This is a genomic window from Nocardia sp. NPDC046763 (genome assembly GCF_040645495.1).
Lineage (GTDB): Bacteria > Actinomycetota > Actinomycetes > Mycobacteriales > Mycobacteriaceae > Nocardia.
In genome coordinates, this window is sequence record NZ_JBEYYI010000035.1 from 39,687 (window position 1) to 62,220 (window position 22,534).

22 protein-coding genes and 2 pseudogenes are annotated in these 22,534 nt (G+C 65.0%); 15 read left to right on the top strand and 9 right to left on the bottom strand.

Annotated features, from left to right (window positions below):
- Positions 1-640 (bottom strand): hypothetical protein (locus tag ABZ909_RS37945; protein WP_357010086.1); only part of this gene is annotated, 640 nt, incomplete at its 3' end.
- Positions 641-884: 244 nt separating this feature from the next.
- Between ABZ909_RS37945 and ABZ909_RS37950 the strand changes: the two are divergent.
- A pseudogene (locus tag ABZ909_RS37950) lies at positions 885-1,047 on the top strand (IS1380 family transposase); the annotation flags it as partial.
- An 82-nt stretch (positions 1,048-1,129) separates the two neighbouring features.
- On the opposite strand, the gene ABZ909_RS37955 reads toward ABZ909_RS37950, so the two are convergent.
- The gene (locus ABZ909_RS37955; RefSeq protein ID WP_357010089.1) at positions 1,130-1,717 is read right to left on the bottom strand and encodes a hypothetical protein; all 588 of its coding nucleotides are present in this window, start codon (positions 1,715-1,717) and stop codon (positions 1,130-1,132) included.
- 330 nt (positions 1,718-2,047) lie between these two features.
- On the opposite strand from ABZ909_RS37955, the gene ABZ909_RS37960 reads away from it, so the two are divergent.
- Positions 2,048-2,608, top strand: a complete 561-nt coding sequence (locus ABZ909_RS37960; RefSeq protein ID WP_357010091.1) for a hypothetical protein — start codon at positions 2,048-2,050, stop codon at positions 2,606-2,608.
- A gap of 201 nt (positions 2,609-2,809) precedes the next feature.
- Here the strand turns inward: ABZ909_RS37960 and ABZ909_RS37965 are convergent, their stop codons facing one another.
- Positions 2,810-3,325 carry a hypothetical protein gene (locus ABZ909_RS37965; RefSeq protein WP_357010094.1) on the bottom strand — a complete coding sequence of 172 codons (516 nt, stop codon included), beginning with the start codon at positions 3,323-3,325 and terminating at the stop codon, positions 2,810-2,812.
- On the opposite strand from ABZ909_RS37965, the gene ABZ909_RS37970 reads away from it, so the two are divergent.
- Positions 3,308-3,514, top strand: coding sequence for a hypothetical protein (locus ABZ909_RS37970; protein ID WP_357010097.1), 207 nt, complete (start codon positions 3,308-3,310; stop codon positions 3,512-3,514). The two genes, ABZ909_RS37965 and ABZ909_RS37970, sit on opposite strands and share 18 nt — an antisense overlap.
- Before the next feature lie 194 nt (positions 3,515-3,708).
- Here ABZ909_RS37970 and ABZ909_RS37975 read toward each other — a convergent pair whose 3' ends face one another.
- Positions 3,709-4,656: a decaprenyl-phosphate phosphoribosyltransferase gene (locus tag ABZ909_RS37975; protein WP_357010186.1), complete on the bottom strand. Its 948-nt coding sequence runs from the start codon at positions 4,654-4,656 to the stop codon at positions 3,709-3,711.
- A 572-nt stretch (positions 4,657-5,228) separates the two neighbouring features.
- Between ABZ909_RS37975 and ABZ909_RS37980 the strand changes: the two genes are divergently transcribed.
- The gene (locus ABZ909_RS37980) at positions 5,229-5,930 is read left to right on the top strand and encodes a tyrosine-type recombinase/integrase (protein ID WP_357010100.1); all 702 of its coding nucleotides are present in this window, start codon (positions 5,229-5,231) and stop codon (positions 5,928-5,930) included.
- A 79-nt stretch (positions 5,931-6,009) separates the two neighbouring features.
- Here the strand turns inward: ABZ909_RS37980 and ABZ909_RS37985 are convergent, their stop codons facing one another.
- From ABZ909_RS37985 to ABZ909_RS38000, 4 genes are all read right to left on the bottom strand, one after another.
- A complete protein-coding gene (locus ABZ909_RS37985) occupies positions 6,010-6,474 on the bottom strand; it encodes a hypothetical protein (RefSeq protein WP_357010103.1) in 465 nt (154 codons plus the stop codon).
- A gap of 413 nt (positions 6,475-6,887) precedes the next feature.
- Positions 6,888-7,340: a DUF4279 domain-containing protein gene (locus tag ABZ909_RS37990; protein WP_357010105.1), complete on the bottom strand. Its 453-nt coding sequence runs from the start codon at positions 7,338-7,340 to the stop codon at positions 6,888-6,890.
- A gap of 446 nt (positions 7,341-7,786) precedes the next feature.
- Positions 7,787-8,344, bottom strand: coding sequence for a methyltransferase domain-containing protein (locus ABZ909_RS37995; RefSeq protein ID WP_357010108.1), 558 nt, complete (start codon positions 8,342-8,344; stop codon positions 7,787-7,789).
- A gap of 172 nt (positions 8,345-8,516) precedes the next feature.
- Entirely contained in the window at positions 8,517-8,918 is a 402-nt protein-coding gene (locus ABZ909_RS38000) for a hypothetical protein (protein ID WP_357010110.1), read from the bottom strand.
- Positions 8,919-9,139: 221 nt separating this feature from the next.
- On the opposite strand from ABZ909_RS38000, the gene ABZ909_RS38005 reads away from it, so the two are divergent.
- Together ABZ909_RS38005 and ABZ909_RS38010 are read left to right on the top strand one after the other, a co-directional pair.
- Positions 9,140-10,360 (top strand): sensor histidine kinase, encoded by a 1,221-nt coding sequence (locus ABZ909_RS38005; RefSeq protein WP_357010113.1) that lies wholly within the window; start codon positions 9,140-9,142, stop codon positions 10,358-10,360.
- Entirely contained in the window at positions 10,348-10,992 is a 645-nt protein-coding gene (locus tag ABZ909_RS38010) for a response regulator transcription factor (RefSeq protein WP_357010115.1), read from the top strand. The genes ABZ909_RS38005 and ABZ909_RS38010 overlap by 13 nt, the downstream gene beginning before the upstream one ends.
- Before the next feature lie 287 nt (positions 10,993-11,279).
- Here the strand turns inward: ABZ909_RS38010 and ABZ909_RS38015 are convergent, their stop codons facing one another.
- Positions 11,280-12,671: a serine hydrolase domain-containing protein gene (locus tag ABZ909_RS38015; RefSeq protein ID WP_357010117.1), complete on the bottom strand. Its 1,392-nt coding sequence runs from the start codon at positions 12,669-12,671 to the stop codon at positions 11,280-11,282.
- Positions 12,672-13,021: 350 nt separating this feature from the next.
- Here ABZ909_RS38015 and ABZ909_RS38020 point away from each other — a divergent pair, with 350 nt between their 5' ends.
- The 9 genes and pseudogenes from ABZ909_RS38020 to ABZ909_RS38060 all read left to right on the top strand — a co-directional run bounded on the left by ABZ909_RS38020 (position 13,022) and on the right by ABZ909_RS38060 (position 22,531).
- Entirely contained in the window at positions 13,022-13,423 is a 402-nt protein-coding gene (locus tag ABZ909_RS38020) for a hypothetical protein (protein WP_357010119.1), read from the top strand.
- 261 nt (positions 13,424-13,684) lie between these two features.
- Entirely contained in the window at positions 13,685-14,587 is a 903-nt protein-coding gene (locus ABZ909_RS38025; protein ID WP_357010121.1) for a PHB depolymerase family esterase, read from the top strand.
- A 1,100-nt stretch (positions 14,588-15,687) separates the two neighbouring features.
- Positions 15,688-16,158 (top strand): hypothetical protein, encoded by a 471-nt coding sequence (locus tag ABZ909_RS38030; protein WP_040863499.1) that lies wholly within the window; start codon positions 15,688-15,690, stop codon positions 16,156-16,158.
- A gap of 308 nt (positions 16,159-16,466) precedes the next feature.
- Positions 16,467-16,715, top strand: coding sequence for an acyl carrier protein (locus ABZ909_RS38035; protein ID WP_357010124.1), 249 nt, complete (start codon positions 16,467-16,469; stop codon positions 16,713-16,715).
- Between the two features lie 404 nt (positions 16,716-17,119).
- Positions 17,120-17,323: pseudogene (locus ABZ909_RS38040) on the top strand (peptidoglycan DD-metalloendopeptidase family protein); the annotation flags it as partial.
- A 536-nt stretch (positions 17,324-17,859) separates the two neighbouring features.
- Complete coding sequence (locus tag ABZ909_RS38045) at positions 17,860-18,456, top strand: C40 family peptidase (RefSeq protein ID WP_357010127.1); 597 nt, start codon at positions 17,860-17,862, stop codon at positions 18,454-18,456.
- Positions 18,453-19,034 (top strand): hypothetical protein, encoded by a 582-nt coding sequence (locus tag ABZ909_RS38050; RefSeq protein ID WP_357010130.1) that lies wholly within the window; start codon positions 18,453-18,455, stop codon positions 19,032-19,034. Before ABZ909_RS38045 ends, ABZ909_RS38050 begins: the two co-directional genes overlap by 4 nt.
- 300 nt (positions 19,035-19,334) lie before the next feature.
- Complete coding sequence (locus ABZ909_RS38055) at positions 19,335-19,730, top strand: hypothetical protein (RefSeq protein WP_357010132.1); 396 nt, start codon at positions 19,335-19,337, stop codon at positions 19,728-19,730.
- A 944-nt stretch (positions 19,731-20,674) separates the two neighbouring features.
- Positions 20,675-22,531 carry a hypothetical protein gene (locus ABZ909_RS38060; protein ID WP_357010135.1) on the top strand — a complete coding sequence of 619 codons (1,857 nt, stop codon included), beginning with the start codon at positions 20,675-20,677 and terminating at the stop codon, positions 22,529-22,531.
- Positions 22,532-22,534: the final 3 nt, after the last annotated feature.

Sequence of the window (22,534 nt, forward strand, 5' to 3'; positions counted from 1 at the left end):
CGATCGTGTTCGGATCGACCGTGTGTCCGGGTGGGGTGCCCTGGTCGCTCCAGTTCCAGGATTTGCCGTCCCACCAGTTAGTCCACAGATGCCCACCACTGGCGCGCACGAACACGTACGGATTGCCTTGATAGGTGGCGGTCGCGATCGTGTTCGGATCGACCGTGTGTCCGGGTGGGGTGCCCTGGTCGCTCCAGTTCCAGGATTTGCCGTCCCACCAGTTAGTCCACAGATGCCCATCATTGGCGCGCACGAATACGTATGGGTTGTTCTGGTAGGTGGCGGTCGCGATCGTGTTCGGATCGACGGTGCGACCGGGTGGGGTGCCCTGGTCGCTCCAGTTCCAGGATTTGCCGTCCCACCAGTTAGTCCACAGATGTGCATCATTGGCGCGCACGAATACGTATGGGTTGTTCTGGTAAGTGGCGGTCGCGATCGTGTCCGGATCGACGGTGCGACCGGGTGGGGTGCCCTGGTCGCTCCAGTTCCAGGATTTGCCGTCCCACCAGTTAGTCCACAGATGTGCATCACTGGCGCGCACGAACACGTACGGGTTGTTCTGATAGGTGGCGGTCGCGATCGTGTCCGGATCGACCTTGTGCCCGGGTGGGGTGCCCTGATCACTCCATTGCCATGCCATAGCCGTAACTCCGTTTCTGTTAGGCGCGGACATCGAGCAGTACCGGTCAGCGGCGTTCAGATGCGCTTGGTCTCGATCCACTGCGAAATCGGTGGATTGCGCGTGCCGAAAAAAGAAAGTGCCTTCTGACCTCGGATGATTAGAGTGATCACACAACAATCAGGACCGGATCTGGAAGACACTTTCAGTGCGATTGTTCCACAACTCCGCCGAGGAGTGGACGAGGTTCGATGACAATGAACTCATGTCGTGCGCGGGGCTGGTCCCGGTGCTGACGCTGGCCGAGCAGACCGCTGACCAGGCTGTTGGCCGAGAAAATCGCCATCGGCTCGCTGCGGATCAGGCCCGGGTCGGTGAACCCGGCGCCGAAGCTGGTCACGCTGGTCGCGGGCATGTGCGCGGTAGCGAGTGCCTGTTCCCGGATCTGATCACGCTGGGTGTCGCGTAACCGTCGGGATAGCGAGTTGATACTTCGATGGCTGCCGATCGTCAGCCCGCCCAGAACACCATGATGTCTTTGCCGGCAGCCTTCGACGCGCGCATCCAACTGACACGTGACTCCACGTCCCGGAGTACATACTCACCCAATGTGGCCCGCACAGCGGGGTCCGAGTTGTCCCACAGTTCCAGCTCCTCGGCGCAGTATTCCTTGCTCCACGAACCGCCGTCTGCCCCCTCCGGGTCGGGAAGTCCGTGCTCTTCCCTGAAGCTGTAGAGCAGCTCGATCCTGCCCTCGTCCCACATGCCCAACTCCCCGAATGCTTCGTCGAGTGTTCGTTGGAAGGAGTGGTGGAAGACTTCCTGATCGATGCCTTCACCGAAGTGCGCACAGATGCTCTCGCACGCTTCCAGATAGGCGTACCCGCAGTCCTCGTCGTAGGGACCGCCGTTGATGACAGCGCGTAACGCGCTCCTGGCATCGAGTTTGATATCGCCGCAGCCGCAGTCGCGGTCGTCTTCATCCTCGGTGTCCTGCCAGTGCTTCGTAATCGCTTCGAGCAGAGCATCGTCCTTCGACCCGATTGCGGCCTCGACGGTGGCGATGTCAACCAGATACACGTTCATGATGGAACCCACGGCGGCATACTAAACCGGCTGTCCGACAGTGGGTTACCACGGAGATCCTGTCTGGATACGCCTCCAGCCGCTCACGCATCGCACTCTATTGTGTGCACGTCCGGTTCTGAGGGGGGCCGGGCGCATTAATGCGCCCGGCCTACCCGGCCATACCGCGCTGACCGAACCGGCCAGCGCGGGGCATCGGAAGATCAACTGGCCGTGCCGATCCGAGGCTGGTGGAACGTCCGCTACTGCCGAATTGAGCGCATCTCGCGCGATCCCCGTTTCCCGCACGATGTTCACGCTGACCTCGGCCTGCTCGACCGACGACCGCTACGATCCAGGATCGTGGACCAGCATCAGGAAGTACCAACACCACCGAGGATCTTTCAATCTTCTTGGGTCCGTTGGGTAGAGATCTTGTCGCTGGGCGTGATAGGGATCGCGGGCGGCTGGTTGCTACTCGTGACGACCACAACCACCGACTCGCCGCTGACGTTTCCCGTGGTGGCGCCGATCGTCCTGGGAACCCTTGCTCTTTTCCTCGGACTGCACCACATCATCCGTCCCTCACCCGATATGGCAGTCGACGATCAGGGGGTGGCGTTCGGCCCATTCGGTCGAATCCCGTGGGCTGCGATATCGCGTATCCATCTGATCACAGCCCATGGCGCAAGGTATCTGGCCATCGAACTAGTCGAGCCCAGCCCGAAACTCACCGAAAGCCGTTGGCCCAGATGGATATACGGCCCGACAGGCAAGATCGCGGTCGGCTACCCGCTTACCATCTCGGAGCGCTGGCTGCGCCCAATATCGCTGGACGACATCGCCGCGGAACTACACAGCCGAAACCCTGGCCTGGTCATCGCAAGATCCGAACGCAGAGGCTTCCGACGAGCCAATCCCTAGCCGCCTCGGCCCCGTCATCAGATCCATCTGATCTGATCCCGATGGTCGCCACCGCCAATCATCTTCCTAGGCGATTTCCTCTATGCCGCATACCGCGCTGACCGAACAGGCCAGCGCGTGGCACCGGAAGATCAACTGGCCGTGCCGATCCGCGGCCGGCAGAACGTCCGCTAGCCGAATGCCGTGTGTTCTGTCGGAGCGTCATAGTTCGGACCATGGGACCCCGAACCATGGCGAGGTCTGTCCGGCCTGGAGCTGGAGGTGGAAGTCGGGGCCTTCATGGATCCGATCCTCTTCGGGATCGGTGAGTTGGCTGATAGTGCAGATGTAGTCGCCGTTGGGGAGTTCGAGACTGGATCCGTAGATATCCTTGTCGTCGCCCACGGTGGAGTCCGCGAACTGGGCAGCCATGGTGACCGTGTCCAGATTGACGACGACCAGCTCACCACGCGTCACGGTGATGGGCCCGGCGATTTGCCTGATGATCGGCAGCCCCGGATCCACCGGCGAATCCGACAGGTCGATCCGCCACTGCTCCTCGCCGCCGGTCCCCCACAGCAGCATCGTCCGCTGCTGCATCTGTGATTCGACGCGCTCGAACAGCCTCTCCAAGGTCCAGTCCTCGCCCACGAACGACGTGTACGCGTGTGGGTCGACAAGACCGAGAAATCCCGAGTCGTCGGTCATTTCGTCGATCCGATGCTGAAGCTGCGTCATACGTTGATCCTCCCGGGATTGATCGCCGAACCCTACCGCCACCACGCAACGCACACCCAGGCGCTGCCGAAGATCAACCGACCGTACCGTCGGTATGAGCTGATGATCGTCGGCCTCGGATCACCGCAGCAGCACGATCGGTACCACGGGTTCATCGTGGTCGCCGGATCGGCCCGCAGTTTCGGCTAGGCAATCGCCTTCAGCGAATCCGCTTCTGCCGCGAGCCGCGCTGACCGAACCGGCCAGGGGCGGGCAGCCGAAGATCAACCGACGGTTGCGATCGGGGCCGAGCCGAACGTCCGGCACTGCCGATTTCAGGTCGTCGGTGTGGAGCTAGACCTGAGGGGTCCGATCATGATGAGGTTGGCAGCGCGTGTGTCCGCTCAGGTGAGATAGACAGCCACACCGACTGCTGCGAGACACGCCCCGGCTAGTAGCTGCAGAGTGCGGTCGCCCAGCACGATCTCTTCGGGTTCACCGGCCTCGCCTCCATCGACGTCGACCGCGTAACGCAGGACGCTGATCGTGAAGGGAATCATCGAGATTGCGAACCACGGGTTGTTCTTGTGATCGGCCTCGAACGCCCACAGCCCGTAGAAGACCACGGCCGCAGTACCGGACAAGGTCCAGATGAAACGCAGGTAGGTGGGCGTGTAGTACTGCAGCGACTTGCGAATCTTCGCGCCGGTGTCGAGCGCGATCCTCAACTCGGCGTAGCGCTTGCCCGCAGCCATGAAAAGCGAGCCGGAGGCCGCGATCAACAGGAACCATTGCGACAGATGAATGTTCGCCGCCGCACCACCAGCGACCGTGCGCAGCACGAAGCCCGACGACACGATGCAGATGTCGAGAACCGCCTGATGCTTGAGCCCGAAGCAGTAGGCGAGCTGGACACCGATGTAAACCGCCATCACCGCTGCCAACTGCCACGCGGCCACGAATGAGATCAGGATCGAGGCGCCCAGTAGCACCACCGACAGTGCGTACGCCAGATTCACCGGGACGACACCGGCAGCGATCGGCCGGCAGCGTTTGGTCGGATGCGCTCGGTCTGCCTCCACGTCGAGCGAGTCGTTGACCAGATAGATGCCCGAGGCCGCCAAACAGAACACCACGAAAGCGATACCGATATGCAGGTCGCGGGTGAGGTCGGACAGGACGAAGGTGTCGGTACCCGGAATTGTGCCTGCGGCCAGCGGTGCGGCCAGCACCAGGACGTTCTTCACCCACTGGCGTGGCCGCACGGCTTTGACCAGGCCGCCGGCCAGGGTCTTGGGCGGTCCGGTAAGGACAGCGTCGTCGAGTTCAATGGTGGTCGGCTCTTCGCTCATATCAACCTGACTGCTTCCCCGTGGCGGTGCACGAATCTCTTTCCGCGGCGGGCACTGCCGCTTCGACGCCCCCGCGATTGTGTCGACCCCCGCAAGACCGCCCACGACATACTCCCAAACACCCACCCGTATGTCTTCGGTCAATTTTTCGGCAAGCTCTGCCAGTTCGTTGGAATGATGACGAAGCCAGCAGTCCCCACGCCCACACAGGCCCTCGGGCGAGCGATCGGCAAGTCGAGATCGACTGCCCCACAGAACATCCGCTATTGCCGCGACCCGCGCGTCTGCTCGGGCGGTTCGCCGAGACAGCGGCATCGTGAAGGATGGCTCCCTCTCCCGATCTCGATGTCACCTTCGCCCGCCGGGCGCGAACAGCGTGAGGCCACCGACAGCACACCGGTTTTGTGGTTGTCGAGGAAACATCGGCTGGCCGCCCTCGCCTACCTCGCCCGCTTCTCCGCGGTATCGCGCATCCACACCAAATCCGATCTGCGCCTGTACTTCTACTGGTGTACCGACCACCAGCTGACCCCGCTCGCGGTCGCACGGACCGAGGTCGAACGGTACACGCGGTGGATGCAGGAAGTCCGCCGTTTCAACCCGCCACGGTCGCCCGCCGCCTATCCGTCGTCGCGGGCTTCTACCGCACCTGCGTCATCGACGGTGTCCTGGACCGCTCACCCGCGGAGTACGTGCGCCGGCCCCGAGTGTCGAACGAGTCACCGACACTCGGGCTTTCGCATCTACCGTTCGAGGAACTGCTGTGCGCGGCACGAGACTCCGACAACCCACCGGACTTCGCGCTGGTCGCCATGCTCGGACTCCTCGGCTTGCGGATCAGTGAGGCTTGTCGCTGCGATGCGACCGACCTCGGGGAGGAACACGGCCACCGTGTCCTGCGCACGGTCGGCAAGGGTTCGAAGATCGCGCTGGTGCCGCTGCCGCCTGCGGTCGGGCGCGCCATCGACCGCGCCGTCGCGGACCGGGTCCGCGGCCCGATCCTGCTGAACTTGCGTGGCCGGCGCATGGACCGCCACTGTGCGACGCGTCGCCTGCGGCTCCTGGCGGAGGTGTCGGTGGTGCGGCTGCCGAAGCTGCATCCGCACATGCTGCGGCACACCTTCGTCACAACGATGCTCGACGCCGGAGTGGACCTGCGCGATGTCCAGATCGCCGCCCGCCACGCCGACCCACGCACCACCATGCGCTACGACCGCGCTCGCACGAATCTCGATCGGCATCCGAACTACATCCTTGCGGCCTATATGGCCTGAGCCACATGACATCTCAACCACCCGCACATGCCGATTATGTGGCGATTCCAGGACGAGTGGGCGACCGAGGCCGAGCGGTTCACTGATGGGGCGCAGCATCCGATGGAGCGCTCGCATTCAGACGTTTCACACGCCTCGACACGCTGGGCGAGAACATGACGAGAACAGCGCGACGGACACCCCGGCTCTGCGTTCGGTCCCGGCGGTCACCTTCGAAGATTCCATCGATGACTGGTCGGCCCATCACTTGCGTGACCCTGCGGTCCATTCGGTAAATGATGACTCGGCTCCACACACCACATGCGCCGAGCAGGTAGGTCAACGCGCTGATCGTGGCCAGCGGGATCGACTGCAACGGCGATATGCCGTAGTGCATCTGGATGAACATGAGCAGCAGAGTCATCAGCAGGGGGATAACTACAACCGCCGTCTGGAACGTGCGCCGTCCGGCCTTGAGGAGGTCCAGAACCGCCAGTGCCGAAGCCAGAGCGCCCTCACGCCCCGCCCACGAAAGCCCATCGAACGCGGATCCGACCACGATCACCGGGTACTCCCCGTGCGGTCCTCGCATCAGACGCGGCCACACGCCGCCCCCGAACCACGCGGGCACCCTACCTGTTTCGACTCGTGGCGGCTGCACGCCGAATCTCATCGAGAGTTCCTCAGCGCGGGCACTGATTTGAGCCACGTCCACGCGCACATGATCCACCAGGCCCGCAGATGGTGTTTCCTCGACAACCACAAAACCGCTACATCGAGCCGGAAGAGCGCCCTGAAATGCCGCATACCGCGCTGACCGAACCGGCCAGCGCGGGGCATCGGAAGATCAACTGGCCGTGGCCATCCGACGCCGGCGGAACGTCTGCTACTGCCGATTCGTGTGCACTGGAGCGGCCGCGGTCACAGAGCCGCCCGGCTGCATACCGACGCGAGCCTGCACCCAATCGCAGTCCGATCTCACCAGTCGTCCACCGCCCCAGGCGGATAGAGGTCGAGCACGATATCGAGCCCCAACCCGGCGACATCGGCAAGCAAGTCGGCAGGCAGTGCGCAGCCGCCCTGACCGTTCTCGCTGCCGAAGCCGAGAAACAGCTCTGTTCGGCAGTCGACGGACAAGCGAGCCAACTCCTCACGACACCCGTCCAACAGTCCGACCAGCACCCGGACATGGTCGGCGAGGTCGCTGTCGTTGGCGAGTCCACTGCGCCGGATCCAGGCGCTGTTCTTCCGTCGAGCACTGGCGGGATTTCGAGGACTCATCAGGCTGCCTCGCTCGAACTCCTTGTCCGCCACGATCCCCAGACGAGCTGAGATCTCCCTCGCGCTGACCGTGCAGCTCGCCAGTCGAATCGACCCGGCGGTCCACTTCCTGTCGGCCGACGGCGGCTCCATCATCACGTCCTCTGACATGCCGTCACCATCGCAGTCTGGTCGGGTACATCGCGAACCCAATTTCGGCCCGCAAAGAGAACACCACGAATCCTGGTGTGCGCCGCTCACCGAACGCACTATTCTGGCGAACGTCCTCCTCCTGCGATGGGACACCAAGCCCGACAAGCGCATCAGGAGGACGTTCCCCACGTCCAGACACCCGAAGCACAAAACGTCTTTCTATGCCGCATACCGCGCCGACCGAACCTGCCAGCGCGGAGCATCGAAAGATCAACTGGCCGTGCCGATCCGAGGCCGGCGGAACATCCGCCATTGCCGATGTGCGGGCGATGGCGGCCAGGCGGGGCGCGGTAATCCCTTGGCCTACCTGGAAACGGGCCGACTATCTCGCGGCGAGCAGCATCCCTGGCAAATATCCGGCTGGCCCGGGCAGGCTCTGCCTGGCACGGCCGACCGAACCTTGTTCACAGCGCCGCAGCAATTTGCTCACGTGTGTTGACGGTCAGCGCATGGCCTGCGCAGGACTGGAACCGCGCGAGATAGGCGACGGTCGGTCCGGTCCGTGCCGTGAGGTGCAGCCCGCTGGAGTCGGCCAGGGCGTGCAGCCGCTGGAACGGGATCCAGTGCGGATCGAAGAATTCGCCCACTACCAGGCGCCCGGCAGGGGTCAGTACCCGCGCGGTTTCCCGCAGGACCCGCTCCGGTTCGGGGACCTCGCCGAGCGCCGTTATCAGATACACGGCGTCGAAGGTGTTATCCGGAAACGGGAGGTTCCGCGCATCCCCCTGGGTGGCAACGATATTCGTGATCGATCGGGCTTCGGCTCGGCGCCTGACGTGGTCGAGCATCGACGGCTGGATGTCGAGAACGTCCAATCGCCCGCCCGCCCCCAGTTGGGGCGCGACATGCAGCGACTGCAACCCGGTGCCCGGCCCGATCTCGAGGACGCGCTCGCCAGCGCGCGGCTGCAGCAGAGCGTCCAGCCGCCTGGGAGTCAGTAGGGGCAGCGGGATGTCGAGCATCCAGCGCTGACCGTACGGGAACGGCGCCCGGTCGCCGAACCACAGTGTCGCCGCAGCCGCAACCGCGCAGGCGCCCAGTGTCCAAGCTGCAGCGGACGCGATCGGGTGTTTCATGGTCATGGTTGTCTCCAGTCGTGTAATGCGAAGTTCTTCACCGGATTTCGGGTGGGTTTCAGGAGTGCGCACATGCCGGAGCCGTGGGCGTGTGGTCGGCCCGCAGGGCAGTTGCCGCGCACAGCAGCGCCAGCGGCACTTCTCCGAGCACGGCCATTACCAGGGCGACAGCGAGATCGCTTCCCGGGACGGCGGTGACGGTGTCGAACCAGGCGTCGACGATCAGCAGCGCCGCTGTCGCCGCGGCCGCCGGCCGACGGCGCCGGGCGCCCTGCCGGACCAGCAGCCCGGTACTCACCAGTCCGATCGCCTCGAGGCTGTCCAGGCCCACCCAGGCGGCAGACCAATGCTGTGCGGCGGCTACCGACGGTAGCGTCGCGGCTTGGACGAACAGCCAGGGCAACAGCACCAGGCCCGCGGCGACCAGCGTTGCCGCACTGACAATCCCAGGCCGGGACACGAGCTGACGGTGGAATCGCTTCGACCGCAGCAGTTTCCGTCGGGGTCTGTGCATAGTTGTCGGTTCTCCGCGTCGGTTTCATCGGTGCGTAACCAGTTTCGAAGCGGGAGCCCGCACAGTCGGTAGCGCGACTGTGCGTCTTCATGGTGGTGCTAGTGACACCCCGTACAGGCATGCGTGTGTGCTGGCCCGCCGCCTCGCCGACCCTCTACCGTGGACGTATGCCGATGTCGTTGCGCCTGAGCGCGCGGGCACGACGGCTGTTCGGGATCACGCACCGGCAGGCCGCATGCGCGACGGTGGGCGCATTGATCCAGGCCGGGATGATGATCGTTGTGATCCTGCCGTGGCGGTGGATTCCGACCACCTTGCCGCCGGTGACAGCCGTCCTGATGATCGCGCCGACCACCGCAGTGGTACTCGCCACGCCGCTACTGACCACTGCGCAGCGCAACCGATTCCGCTTGAGGGGCACCGCGATTCCCGTGCCCCGTGACGAACGGGTCCTGTGGTCGGCGACCCGGGCGCGGCAACTGGTGTATCACCTGATCGTCGGACCGCTGCAGGTCTGCGCCGGCATCGTGCTGGCACTGTCGTGGCTGGTCGCAATCGTGGCGGGCACGGTGTTGATCTGGATGTGGCTGGTGCCGGTCGGCTGGCGGCTCGGCATGGTCAACTACGCGGTGGCCTGGACGATGACGGCGGGCGCCGCGGTGTTCGTCCTGGCCTGGGCGACTCCCGTGCTGCTGCGCGTCGACGGGTGGACCGCCCGAACACTGCTGGGGCCAGGCCGCGAAGAACTCCTCGCGCGCCGGGTCGCGGATCTAGCCGAGAGCCGGGCGGGCGTGGTGGATGCGGCTAATGCTGAACGCCGCCGGATCGAACGCGATCTGCACGACGGTGTCCAGCAGCGGTTGGTGTCGCTGGCGGTCAATCTCGGTATCGCTCGGGCCACGCTCACCGATCTCCCCGATTCGGCACGCAAGGTGATCGAGGATGCCCACGATCAGACCAAACAGACCATCGCCGAACTCAGCCACCTGGTCCGCGGCCTACATCCCGCGGTGCTCGAGGATCGCGGCCTGGACGCGGCACTGTCGGGAATCGCCAGCGAGGCTCCGATACCGGTCCGACTGGCGGTGCGGCTCCCGGTACGTCCACCCGCCCCCGTCGAGGCCATCGCCTATTTCATCATCTCGGAGGCGCTCACCAACGTGATCAAGCACGCTCGCGCCACCGAGGCCGAGGTGACTGTCGACAGCACGGGCGACCGACTTCGGATCACGGTGTCCGACAACGGTCTCGGCGGCGCCGACGCGACCGCCGGTACCGGGCTGACTGGGCTGGCGCGTCGTGTCGCCTCGGTCGACGGTCGTTTCGAGATGACCAGCCCGGTCGGCGGGCCGACCCGGCTCGTCGCGGAGCTGCCATGCGGGCGGTGATCGCCGAGGACTCGGTCCTGCTGCGGGTCGGGGTGGTGCAGGTGCTGCGGCTCGCCGGATTCGACGTCGTGGCCGAGGTAGCCGACGCGCAAGCCCTACTCGCTGCTGTCGACCAGTATCGGCCCGACCTGGCCGTCGTCGATGTCCGGATGCCGCCGGGCTTCCGGGACGAAGGTGTGCGGGCCGCGCTCACCATCAGACGCGACCGGCCCGGCACGGCCGTGATGCTGCTGTCGCAGTACGTCGAAGAGCGTTATGCCTCAGAGCTTCTCGCGACACAGACCAGCGGTGTCGGCTACCTGCTCAAACAACGCGTCGCCGATGTCGAAGAGTTCGGCGAGGCGCTGCGCCGCGTCGCCGCCGGTGGCACAGCCCTCGATCCCGAAGTGGTGGCGCAGCTGCTGGTGCGTCGCGATCGTCACCCGCTCGATCGGCTCACCCCCCGCGAGCGTGAAGTGCTGGAACTGATGGCCAGCGGCCGCTCCAACGCCGGCATAGCAGCTCAGTTGTTTGTGAGCGAGCGTGCCGTGGCCAAGCACATCAACAACATCCTCACCAAACTCGACCTGCCGCAGGCTGATTCCGACCACCGCCGGGTACTCGCGGTGCTGCGCTACATGGGCGCAGGCTGAGCGCACCCACGGCCTCCGGCCCCGCGCTGCTGCCCCCAACGCCCCTTCCGCGCGAAATCGCCTCCGTCAGTTATCAGCATTTCGACATCGGATTCGAGATCCGTCGACACGCCACAGAAGACAATAAGTGCGGCCTCCAAGACGTAACCGAAACCCGGCTAGCTATACCCAGGTGAAGTATCCGCTATGCCGCGTATATGGCCGTTTGGACCGGCCGAGCTGCGGCCGGTCCACTGCGCCATCATCGTGAGAGCCCGATCGTGGGCTGGGCCGAACGCCTGTCGGGGTTACTCGGTGGCACGGCGGGTCATGCGGCCTCCGGCTGAGCGGTACTGTGCGCGGCCGTCGCGGAAGTCGTGGTAGGACACCAGTAGTTGGCGGGAGTAGCCGGTGAACATCTCCAGTGGCAGACCGGCGGGCGCGAACAGGTCTTTGCCGACGGGGAGGAACCGGCGGGTCACGGCGGGGATCGATCCGCCGACGAATGCGGTGAAGATGCGGGACTGTTCGTTGTCGGCCGGTTCGTAGGTGGTGGTTTCCTCCAGCGTGCCGTCCACCGCGCGGACGTCGATGCGCAGCTGGTTGGAGCGGTAGGTGCCCTCGTAGCGGTTGAGGTCCACTGGCTCGACCGTGGTGGTGATCAGGTCGGGGACCGTAGCGCCCAGGCGATCTCGCAACAGCGACAACAGGATTCGGTCGAACAGTGCCATGGCGCGGGCGTCGTTGCCGTAGGCGGCGAAGACCAGGTCGTGGCCGGGCACCGCGACCAGCACAGCGACTCCGCCCGGCGAGGCTCCCGAGTGCGACAGGACCTCGATGTCGCCGAAGGGCATGAGCAGCCAGCCCAGGCCGATCGGTGGAATGTGGCGGCTGCCATTGGAATGGGTGACGGTCTGCATCCGCGTCACCGACTCCTGGGAAAGCACCCGCGCGCCCGAGGGCGCGATACCGCCGTCGAGGTGAGTGCGGCCGAAGGCCAGCAGATCACCGATCCCGGCGATGGCCGAGGACCCGGCCGGGCCCCAGGTGTCAGGCAGTTTGAACAGCTCTGTGCGGCGCGCACCATCCTGGGTGGGGAAGTGGCCGATGGCGGTGCTGCGCAGGATCGCCTGCGCGGGACTGGTGGCGGTGCCGGTCATACCGGCCGGGACGAACAGATTCCGTTGCAGCAGTTCGTGATACGGCAGTGCGGTCACTACCTCGAGCACGCGGCCGGCGACGATCATGCCGCCGTTGGAGTAGCTGATGTGCTCGCCGGGCGCGAACAGCGTGCCGACCTGTTCGGCCATGCCCTCGACCGCGATACGCAGTGCCTCCCGACCGTCGGTGTCGGGGAAGTACAGATCGGCGTCGATACCGTTGGTGTGGTTGAGCAGATGCCGAATACGGATGTCCTGCGCGCCCGGGACGGTGAGACCGAACTCCGGCAGATAGGTGACGACCCGCTCGTCCAGGTCGATGCGGCCCTGCTCCACCTGCTGCATGACCAGAGTCGTGGTGAGCACCTTGGTGATCGATCCGAGCAGGAACCCTGTCTGTTCCCGCATCGGCTCGCCGGTGACCACGTTGGTCACCCCGTGCGCCACCACTTGCTGCTGTCCCGCGTGATACACCCCGGCGACCACGCCGGGTACCCCGCTGGTTTCGATGAACTCGCTGACCAGTGCGTTCAAGCCCATGTTCGACATCGTGGCGACCTTTCTCCCTGTCCGCCGGGGCGGAATCTTCGTGCTGGGATCGACATTGGCGGGCAGCGCTGACAGGCCACCGACAGCACACCGACAGAAGAAGCTGGAACCAACAGCGGCTGGCCATGGAACGAACACACCCTCATGCCGCTGATCGCGCAGTCCGGACCGGTCGCCGGCGCGGAGCATCGGAAGATCAACTGGCCGTGCCGATCCGAGGCCGGCGGAACGTCCGCAATTGCCGAGTTCGGTGCGTTGCGTCCGAGCGGGACTGGCACTGTCGAGATCTCACGTATCCACGGTCGCCGTCGACATGGTGAACTCGCGGGATGGAGAAACCCATGGACCTCGATACTCACTTCGCCCGGCGAGCACGAGAGATCGAGCCGAAGCCGATGGACCCGAACAGCCTTACCGAACGTGAATACCTCCGACAGTTCGCGGCACGCCCAGGCATATTCATCGGCTTCACAAGTGTTCGTGGCGTGACGTGCTTCCTCGACGGTTACGACTACGCCGCGCGTCGGTCGGGCGGTCCAGGACTGGATGGCTTTCGCGACTGGCTTCTCGCCAATCACCTTCGTCGCCAGAGCAGCTTCGCCTGGCCTGGCTTGATCAAGCAGATCGCGCTGCCCGAGTGGGACTTCGTCACAGATCTCAGTCCCGAGCAGGAAATCCGGATCCTCGAAGTGCTGTTCGAGCTGCTCGATCGATTCCTTGCAGAACGCGAAACCGTCGACTGAACATCCGCTCGTGCCGCATACCGCGCTGACTGAACCGGCCCGCGTGGGCATCGGAAGATCAACTGGCCGTGCCGATCCGAAGCCCGCGGAACGTTCTCTACTGGCCGATGAGCAAGCACTTCTTCGTCGGCTGCTGTGGTCAGTTGACGGGCAGAGTGGTGCGATTCTCGATCCTGGTCATCCAGGTCGCCGCGCTAGGCTCGTGGTCGAAAATCCAGCAGCACCAAAGACATTCGGTGTGCGGAATCGCGGAGGGGAACCATGGCCGGACGTGGCGACGGAATTCGAGTCGAGTTGCGGATCAGGGGGCGAAGGCGAGTCTTCACTGTGCGCCTTCCGAACCGTAGCGCCGACGCGGAGGAGGTGCCGTTGCTGCTAGCGCTGCATGGCCGCGGCGGTAGCGGGCAGATGATGCGGCAGATGACCGGATTCGACGCCAAAGCCGACGAATGGGGTTTCGCCGTCGCCTACCCGGACGGGTACCGCCGTAATTGGGCCGACGGCCGACGTGGCGACGATGTGGGCACCGACGGCGAGGAGGATGTCGATTTCCTTCGTGCCGTTATCGATTGGTCGGCACAGCGGCACGGTACGGCGGCCGATCGAACAATCGTGGCCGGTTTGTCGGCGGGTGCATTCATGGGGCACCGCCTAGCGGTGCAGGCCGGTGACCAGATCACAGCACTCGCCGCAGTAGCAAGTGCCATGCCGGGCAGCCTCCGGGAGCTGAAACCCACTCACGCGGTTTCGGTCCTGATGATCAACGGCACCGCTGACCCGATCGTCCCGATCGAGGGCATCCACCGCTCACGCCACACACTTCGCGGACAACGCCGCACATTTCAACTCCTGTCACAACAGGACGCCGCGAACTATTGGTGCGCCGCAAACGGATGCAACGACGTCACGTCGACCACACACCCGGCCGAACCTGACCGCCCTGGATCCTTCACCACGCAACAGCATCGATTCACCGGCGGCGTCGCGGACACCACGGTGAGCGCTTGGGCAGTGGACGGCGCGGGACACACCTGGCCCGGCAGCACTCCACCCAAGTTCCACCTCATCCCCATCGGACCCACCGCGCAGAATATCGACGCTACCGAAGAGATCTGCCGGTTCGCCATCCCGAGACTCCACCCCGCACACAAACGCCAGCTCTAATCAGAGCTGACCGATGCGCCGCAGAAACGTCCTCAATTGCCGCATACCGCACTGACCGAACCGGCCAACGCGGTGCGCCGGCGGCCGGAACCTGGTGCGGTGCAGAACGTCCGCTACTGCCGATTATGTGATGTGGCAGGTGTCAGGATTGCTTCCAGCAGGATGCGCGACTCCACCGTTCGAATCTGCTGGCCGGCCACGTGATACCACAAGTCGGGCACGACGACCACCCAGCAACACACGATAATGAACTCCCGGTACACCAATTGATCTCTGCAATCACTGCTCTACCTGGGTTCATTCAAATCTCGAGCGTCACGCACCCAACACCGGAGTTCTCAGACGTTCACTCAGATGCACCAGACGACACTGCCGAGGGGGATGCACCACGTAGCTGATCCGAACGATCCGTCGACCGGAGTGGCGGAGGGCGACGGAGGCGCCGCGGTAGTCGAATCGGCAGTGGCCGCGGGCGCGACGAGAACGAGCAGGGGCGCGGCAATAACAGTCGCGGCTAGGGTTTTGATGGTCTTGCTAGACATTTTGCTTCCTTACAACGAGCTTTACGACGTCCGGGTACTAGGCTGCGCTGCCGAGTTACCGGACCGGGTCTGCGGGTGCGTCGCGTACCGAATCAACTTTGCGGCACCCGATTCGCTCCTCGGTGAAGTTCATGATGCGTTCCGAAAAGAACGCGCATTCGGGCTGGCCGACAGCTGCAGCATCGACCGGACCGGACAAGACGTCGTTTGGTACCGCCGAAGACGTCAGTAACAGTTTACCGCTGGCTACCAAGCGATTCGGCCGCGAGCGCGCCGCAGCCGGTGGACGTCACCGCCGCCCAGCGCTACGCCACCGACGGGACCACCAGCCTCTTCGAGGGCACCACGCCCAGAGCCGACTCTGTGGAAGCCGCTCCCGGCGTCCAGTTGCTCGCCGGCGCATGAAGAAGCCACCATGACGCGCATGCGAAGCGCAGGGGCATATTGAAGTATCAGCTTTTCAATTTGTAGGCGCGGGGCCCCGCTACGCGGTTACTGTCGGAGCGGCACTCAGGTGCCAGCAACGACTACTCCAACGGGAAAGTACAGATGAGGCAAATGAGTTGGGCCGCCGTCACGGTGGCCATGCTGGCGATACCGGTCGTCGCGGCGGCATCGGCGTCGGCCACGGTCGACAATGTGAATCTGACACAAGTCGACACCGGCATCGGCGGATGCGAAGGGGCAGGCAATACCTGCACGATCTTGGTGACCACCAGCGGCGCGGACGCCCTGGCACCGGTCACGGTCACCTTGGACGGGCAGAATGTCGGCACCTTCACCCCGCAAGCCGGATCCACGGCCGGCACCGGGATCATCCAGTACGTCTATCGCTCGAAGCTTCCCGAAGGCGTCTACAGTCTCACCGCCACGCAGGGCTCGTCGACCAAGTCCATGACGGTGCAGAACTGCGGCAGCCAGCCGACCGGCAGCTCCAGCGCCTCGGCCCAGTGCACCGGAAACGATATTCTCGGCGCTCTGATGATGCCGCTGATCATCCTCACCGGCTCCGGGCACACGCAACTCTGACCGACCAGTTGGGACAGTGGGTCGGTGGACGGTACGGAGTGCAGTGGTCGACGCCCCCTCCGGGCACACAAAGTGAAGGCCGAAGCCGTCTCCCCGCTGACTCTGACGTCCTGTAATTGCCGCATACCGCGCTGACCGAACCGGCCAGCGTGGTCCGCTGGAAGATCAGTTGACTGAGGCTATCCGGCGCGGACAGACGTGGCATTGCCGATTGCGGGATGTTCGAGAGCAATTCGGTGTGTCGGCGCGTCACGTCCGTCACCATTGAGCAGGCACTGAAGCACTCAACCTGACGGACGGGGACGGTCATGGCGCACACACAGGAGCAAATTCTCGAAGGGCTGGCTGAGATCGTCAACGAGGTAGCAGGAATCCCGGTCGAGGATGTTCAACTCGACAAGTCCTTCACCGATGACCTCGACGTCGATGCGCTCTCGATGGTTGAAGTAGTTGTCGCGGCGGAGGAACGCTTCGACGTAAAGATTCCCGACGAGGACGTGAAGAACCTCAAGACCGTGGGCGATGCGGCCGGCTACATCCTCAAGCATCAGGCATAACCCCTGCGGGCAGTTCGATCTCCGATCTCGCTCGGCCCGATGATGTTCGGCAACGCACGCTCAAGCCGCATACCGCGCTGACCGATCCGGCCAGTGCGGGACGCTGGCGGTCGGAACCTGGTGCGGTGCAGAACGTCCGCTACCCTGCGCTCAGAGCGCGAGTAACCCGGCGTGACAGCGGTCATCGGCTCTACCGGTACCGGCGGGCCATCCTCATCACGATCTTGCTTCTGCTGCTGGTCCTTGCCCAATGCAGCAAGGCCACCGACAAGAACAAGAACAACTGCGGCCAGAGTCCCAGTGTCTCGGTCGGCGGCCTGTCCTACCCGGTCGACGTATCCACCCCGATCACCAGCGGATACGGACCCCGCGACGGGGGATTTCACTACGGCGTGGATTTCGGTGTGCCCGAGGGCACCCCGATCCACGCCCTCGCCGACGGAACCGTCATCGCCGCCCAGGACGAAGGAGTCCAAGGGTTCGGCGGCTGGGTCGTGTTGTCCCACACCATCGACGGCAAGGAAATGAGCAGCGTCTACGGGCACATCAACAAGGGCGGGGTGCATGTGACCGTCGGTGAGCAGGTCAAATCCGGCGATGTGATCGCCAGCTCGGGCAATGCGGGCGAATCCTCGGGCCCCCATCTGCATTTCGAGATCGCCGAAGGCAACCGCCTCACCGGCGGCACCCGCATCGACCCCACCGCGATCCTCGATCGCATCAAAAACGGTCAAACCGGCACGACCACCACACCCAACCAGAACGCCAATCAGCAGGCCGCCGCCACCGGCACCGCCCAGGACCGCAACGCTTCCACCGTCATCGCCGTCGGCCAGTCTCTCGGCGCAGCCGACGACGCGATCGTCATCGCCCTCGCCGTGGGCCTGGTCGAATCCGAACTGCGCAACCTCGCCAGCAACGCCGTCCCCGAATCCCTCAACTACGCCCACGACGCCGTGGCCCCCGGCGACGGACTGAGCATCGGAATCATGCAGCAGCAGGCCGGCATGGGATACGGCAGCGTGGCCGAGATCATGGACCCCAACGCGCCGCCACCGAGTTCTACAAACGCCTGCTCGCGACGAGCTGGCAAAACAAGACCCTCACCGAAGCCGCCGCGGACGTCCAGAAACCCCGAGAAGACTTGCGCGGCAAATACGGTGATCGCGAAGCCGAGGCCCGCGCGTTGTTCGCGCGCCTGGCCGGGCACGCCGCCATCGGCGGCGCAGGCAACTGCAACACCGGAAACGGCAACTCCGGCACCGGAAACGGCAACGCTATCGTCGCGGCCGCCCGCAGCCAGATCGGTCGCCCCTACGTCTGGGGCGGCGGAGACACCAACGGCCCCACCAACGGCGGATTCGACTGCAGCGGACTCACCCTCTACGCCGTCTACGTCGGCTCCGGCCAAACCCTGCCCCACTTCACCGGCGACAGCACCCAGTCCGGCCAGCTCCAGCAGGGCCAGGCCGTCACCGACATCAGCCAAGCCCAACCAGGCGACCTGGTGTTCTTCGGATCAGGTGCGGATGCAACCCATGTCGGCGTCTACACCGGCACCTCCGGCGGAGTCGCCCAAATGGTGCACGCGCCGACCGAGGGCCAAAACGTCACCGAGGCACCGGTGAGCGCCGGCGAAACGCTCATCGGCATCCGACGATTCGCCCAAAGCCCCACCGCGACAACCACAACCACGACCGCACCGGCACCCGCCGCCGCACTGCCCCAGGGGGCCCGATGAGCACCACCCGCCCGCACGCACCCCGCCACGCGCGCCGCCTGGCCGCCGTGGCGCTCACCGCCGCGGCCGCTGCCTGCTCGAGCTCTCACACGAACACCTACGGCGAACACGACGGCACCGGCACCGGCGTCCCGTCCGGCGCCAGCATCGCCACCCTGCCGCCGTTGCCCTCACCGTGGAATGCGCTGGACCGCAACGACCCCGCCGCGGTCGCCGTCGCCGCCGTGCAAGCCGTCTTCGACTGGCATCCCGAGCGCGGCGAGACCGGCCCCGAAACCGCCGCCCACCGCGCCGCGCCGCTGTTCAGCGTGCGCGGCGGCGAGGACTACAAGCCCTACCCGATCCCCCGCCCCACCTGGCAAACATGGATGGACGAAAAAGCCACCGTCACAGCCCAAACCGCTATCGGCGCAGAGCAACACCCCGTCGACACCGACGCCCGATGGCAACGCAAGACCGCCACCACCTTGACCATCACCGCCCCGGGCAAACCGCCCATCACGATGACCGTTATCAGCCTCATCACCACACAGAAACAGCCCGTATGGACCACAACTCAGCTCACGCATCTCCAGTGACCAGTACATATTCCGTCTCCACTCCCTCCAAGGCGATTGACATGACCGAACTCGAACCGATGAGCCTCCCCGTGCTGCCAGTGTCGACTGTGAACCAAGGGCGTAACGCGCCGCGTGATGTCAACCCGAAATACTGTGCAGGGCAGCATCTTTCAACTTTTACCAGTATCGTTTCGAGGACCGGCGGCTTGGTCATCCGAAGCGCGGCTACCTGCGCGATCGAGGGCGTCGCGGGTTTTTCTGCAAAACTTTCGGCGTGTCAGGCGCCCCTACTTCCAATCTCGAGGAACTATCTACGCCATGAGCAGAACCCCGTCGACCCGCGGACGACCGGCAAAGAACGGCACCAAGGTCGGCGCCTCCTTGCCAGCGGATCTGGTGAGTGCCGCCGAACACTTCGGCAGGACACACGAGTACAAGCCTGGCGAGACAGTCGAAGTGCTACTCGAGATTGGAATCAGAGTCGTTCCGCCGGGCCATGGCCCCATCGACGGTTACGACAAGAGCAAGGGCAAGAAGTACATCTGGGGAACCCCCGGACCGCAACTTGCGGCGAGCGTTCTCGCTCCGGTGCACAACCACGAGACAAGCATTACGCGCCGCCTGTGGCGCCTGTTGCACTTTGCACTGATCGACCTGGGCTACGACCTGCCGAAGCCGGCAGCGTCCGAGCAGCTGTCGTTGACCGGAACGTAGAAAGGCATAAGAAAACCCCCTGCATGCCTGCCAGCCGAGGGGGTCTCCCGCCATACAAGCCCTCTACCCCGTTCGAGAAGGAGTCGCATGACCCCATCAATTACTTGGGAACCCGCATGGTGTCTACGAGTGTAGGGCAGCGGCCAGCGCTCACGCCAACGACTCGCCCAATCATCGGAGATCCGGCATACGGCTCTTTTCCGGCCGCTACCGCTCATCGGCATCCTCGAGATTCTCCGGCTCGACCCATCCGTTCCCGCAGTGCTGCGCAAGATGCGGTCAGTCTGTGGGACGTGAGTACCTGTGCGAGCTGGATCCGTTGGCGCCGAACACGCATCCGAAGACTGTTCGGTAAGTGCTGCGCAGGAGCGCGGATTCGCAGCGCTGATCGCCACTCATTGCGATCAGCGCAGCCTCGACATCGCCTCCTGGCCACACCGGCGCTGCACTAACTGCAGGTGAGTTTCATTGCTGGACAATGGAACTCCAGCGATCCGGTGATTTCAGGTTGCGCGTGCGCGCTGCAGATCGGCGCGCGGTCGCTGCGTTGCGCTCGCCCCCGATCCGAATGCCCTCACGCCTCGAGCCCATCCGATGTCCACGACAACAGGAGGCATACCGATCTTCTCAGCAACGACGAGCCCACGACACCGCCTGGGAGGACAACAACGAGATCACCAGCGCTAACAACTACGGGCTAACTCCATAGCGGCATCGAGGACCTGCTCCAGAACGAACCTCTCCCCTGGCGGGGAGAGCTAGTCGGGAAGGGCAATCGGCGGGAGTGCAACAACACTCCGAGCCGAGGCCTGTAGAGCGGGGACAAGCAGCAACTTGTCGCCCCGGTGCCACCGTCTACCGCGGAGGCTGCATTGGGATGCAGGTCCGAGGGTAGCGCACGCCCTCATATCGATTCCACCTCTGCCGCGAACGACACGCCGTCCGTGTCGCTGGCGCATGGGATAACGCTGCTCAGCGCATGTGCGCGCGAGAGCGCGGAGCAGCACGCGCAAAACACGGTCGGTGCCTATGACGCCGCCACGACGGAGTTCCTGGCCTCACTCGACGAGGCGATGTACTCCGGTAAGTGGCTGCTGATCGATGCCGAGAACCAGAAGATCCGATGGGTCAAGGCACTGGCCGACGCCCAGGACGAGGTCGCGGCGGGCCGGGCATGCACGCTGGCCGGCCACCTGAATCCGGGGATGCTGGGTGCGGATATCGACCCCGACCCGGACCAGGCGGTGCTGGGTGATGTGTGTGCCGAGGCGCTGGTCGCCTGGTGCGTCGAACATCAACTGCAGTACGTCGCGCGCCGTTCCGGGCGACCGGGCGGATGGCATGTGTATGCGGCCGCCCGGACACCGCTACAGGCTGCGGCGTGGGCGCGGATGTGCGTGAGGCTGAGCAAGAAACTGCGCATCACCGTCGACGACCGCACCGGCCAGGTGATCCGGACACTGACCGCGCCGCATCGGCGCGGCCTGCCGAGTCCGGTGGTGAGCTGCACCCTGACACCTGCCATGGCCGCGGCCGCGGTGCCCCGGCGCCCCCGTGCGAAGTCCGTTGTCCGCGCGAGCGTCCGGAAGACGCGCAATCGGGGCGGGGACTCGAGCCGCTCGGCGGCCGAGTACGGGCGCTCGTGCGCGATGGCCCGCGCGGGCTACACCGGGGCGCAGGCGTGGAAACTGATCAACGGCCCGGGCGCGAAATCCCAACGCAGCGAACGATGGTGGCGGCGCTACATCTGGCTGCCCGCGGTCACCATCGCTGCCGCCGAGAACGGCCTGACCGAGGCCGAAGCCTGGCAGGCCGCACACGAGGCCTGCCCCGCCCGCTTCGCGCGGATCACATTCCGATGGTGGAAGCCGCTGTGGCGCAAGGCGCTGCAGGAGGCCGAGCAGGATCGCCCGCGTCGTCGGCGCATCGATGATCTACCGGTGCCACCGGACCCGGAGATCGAGGACCGGATCGCGCAGATGCGGCGCGGCCTGGACGCCGCCGCCGACCTCGTGCTGGCCGGCACGAGGATGCGCCGAGATCGTATGCAGGGCATCAAGACCGTTCTCTACCACCTGGCGCCGATCCTGGTCACCCGAGACGGGTCGATCAGCATCCGGGATCTGGCCCGGGCCACCAGGATGGACGACAAGACCGTGCGCCGCGCCCGTGACGCCGCCATCGAGGCAGGCCTATTGGTCTTCGCGCGGCGGTACGGCGGCGGAGCCAAGAGCTGCGACACCTTCGCGGTGACCCCGATCGTCGAAACCGAGATCGGGCGGGCCCGTTCAGAAAAGTCCCCCACTAGCTGTAGCACCCCCTCCCCGACGGCTCCGCACGGCCGCTGCAACGCCGCCAAACAAGACCGCCGCCACCGCTACGAACGCAAGGTGTGGGCGCTGCTGCACGACGCGCTGGCCCAACTCGGCCCGGGAGAGCGCCTGGCCACCAGCCAGACGCGCCCGGCGAAGCTGCTGCGCTCGATGTGGGCTCAGCGCAAGTGGTTCCGCGAGATGACCCCTGCCGAGCAGCAGGTGCGGCGGGCTGCGCGCCGCACGCTGCTGCGGGGTCTCGGACCTGCCGATCTCCGTGCCTGGCTGCTGTGGCTGGAACAGCGCGAACGCATCGCCAACGCCTGTGACCGGGTCCTTACCGGCGTCCCCGACCCCTACGACGGGCACCTGCTCGAGAACGCACCAATGACGATCTACCGAGGAATGTGTGACCCGGCCTGGCGCATCGGAGGCACCCGGATCGCAACGCAGCCGGTCCTGGCGCTCGAAAGGACAGCAGCTGCATGACTT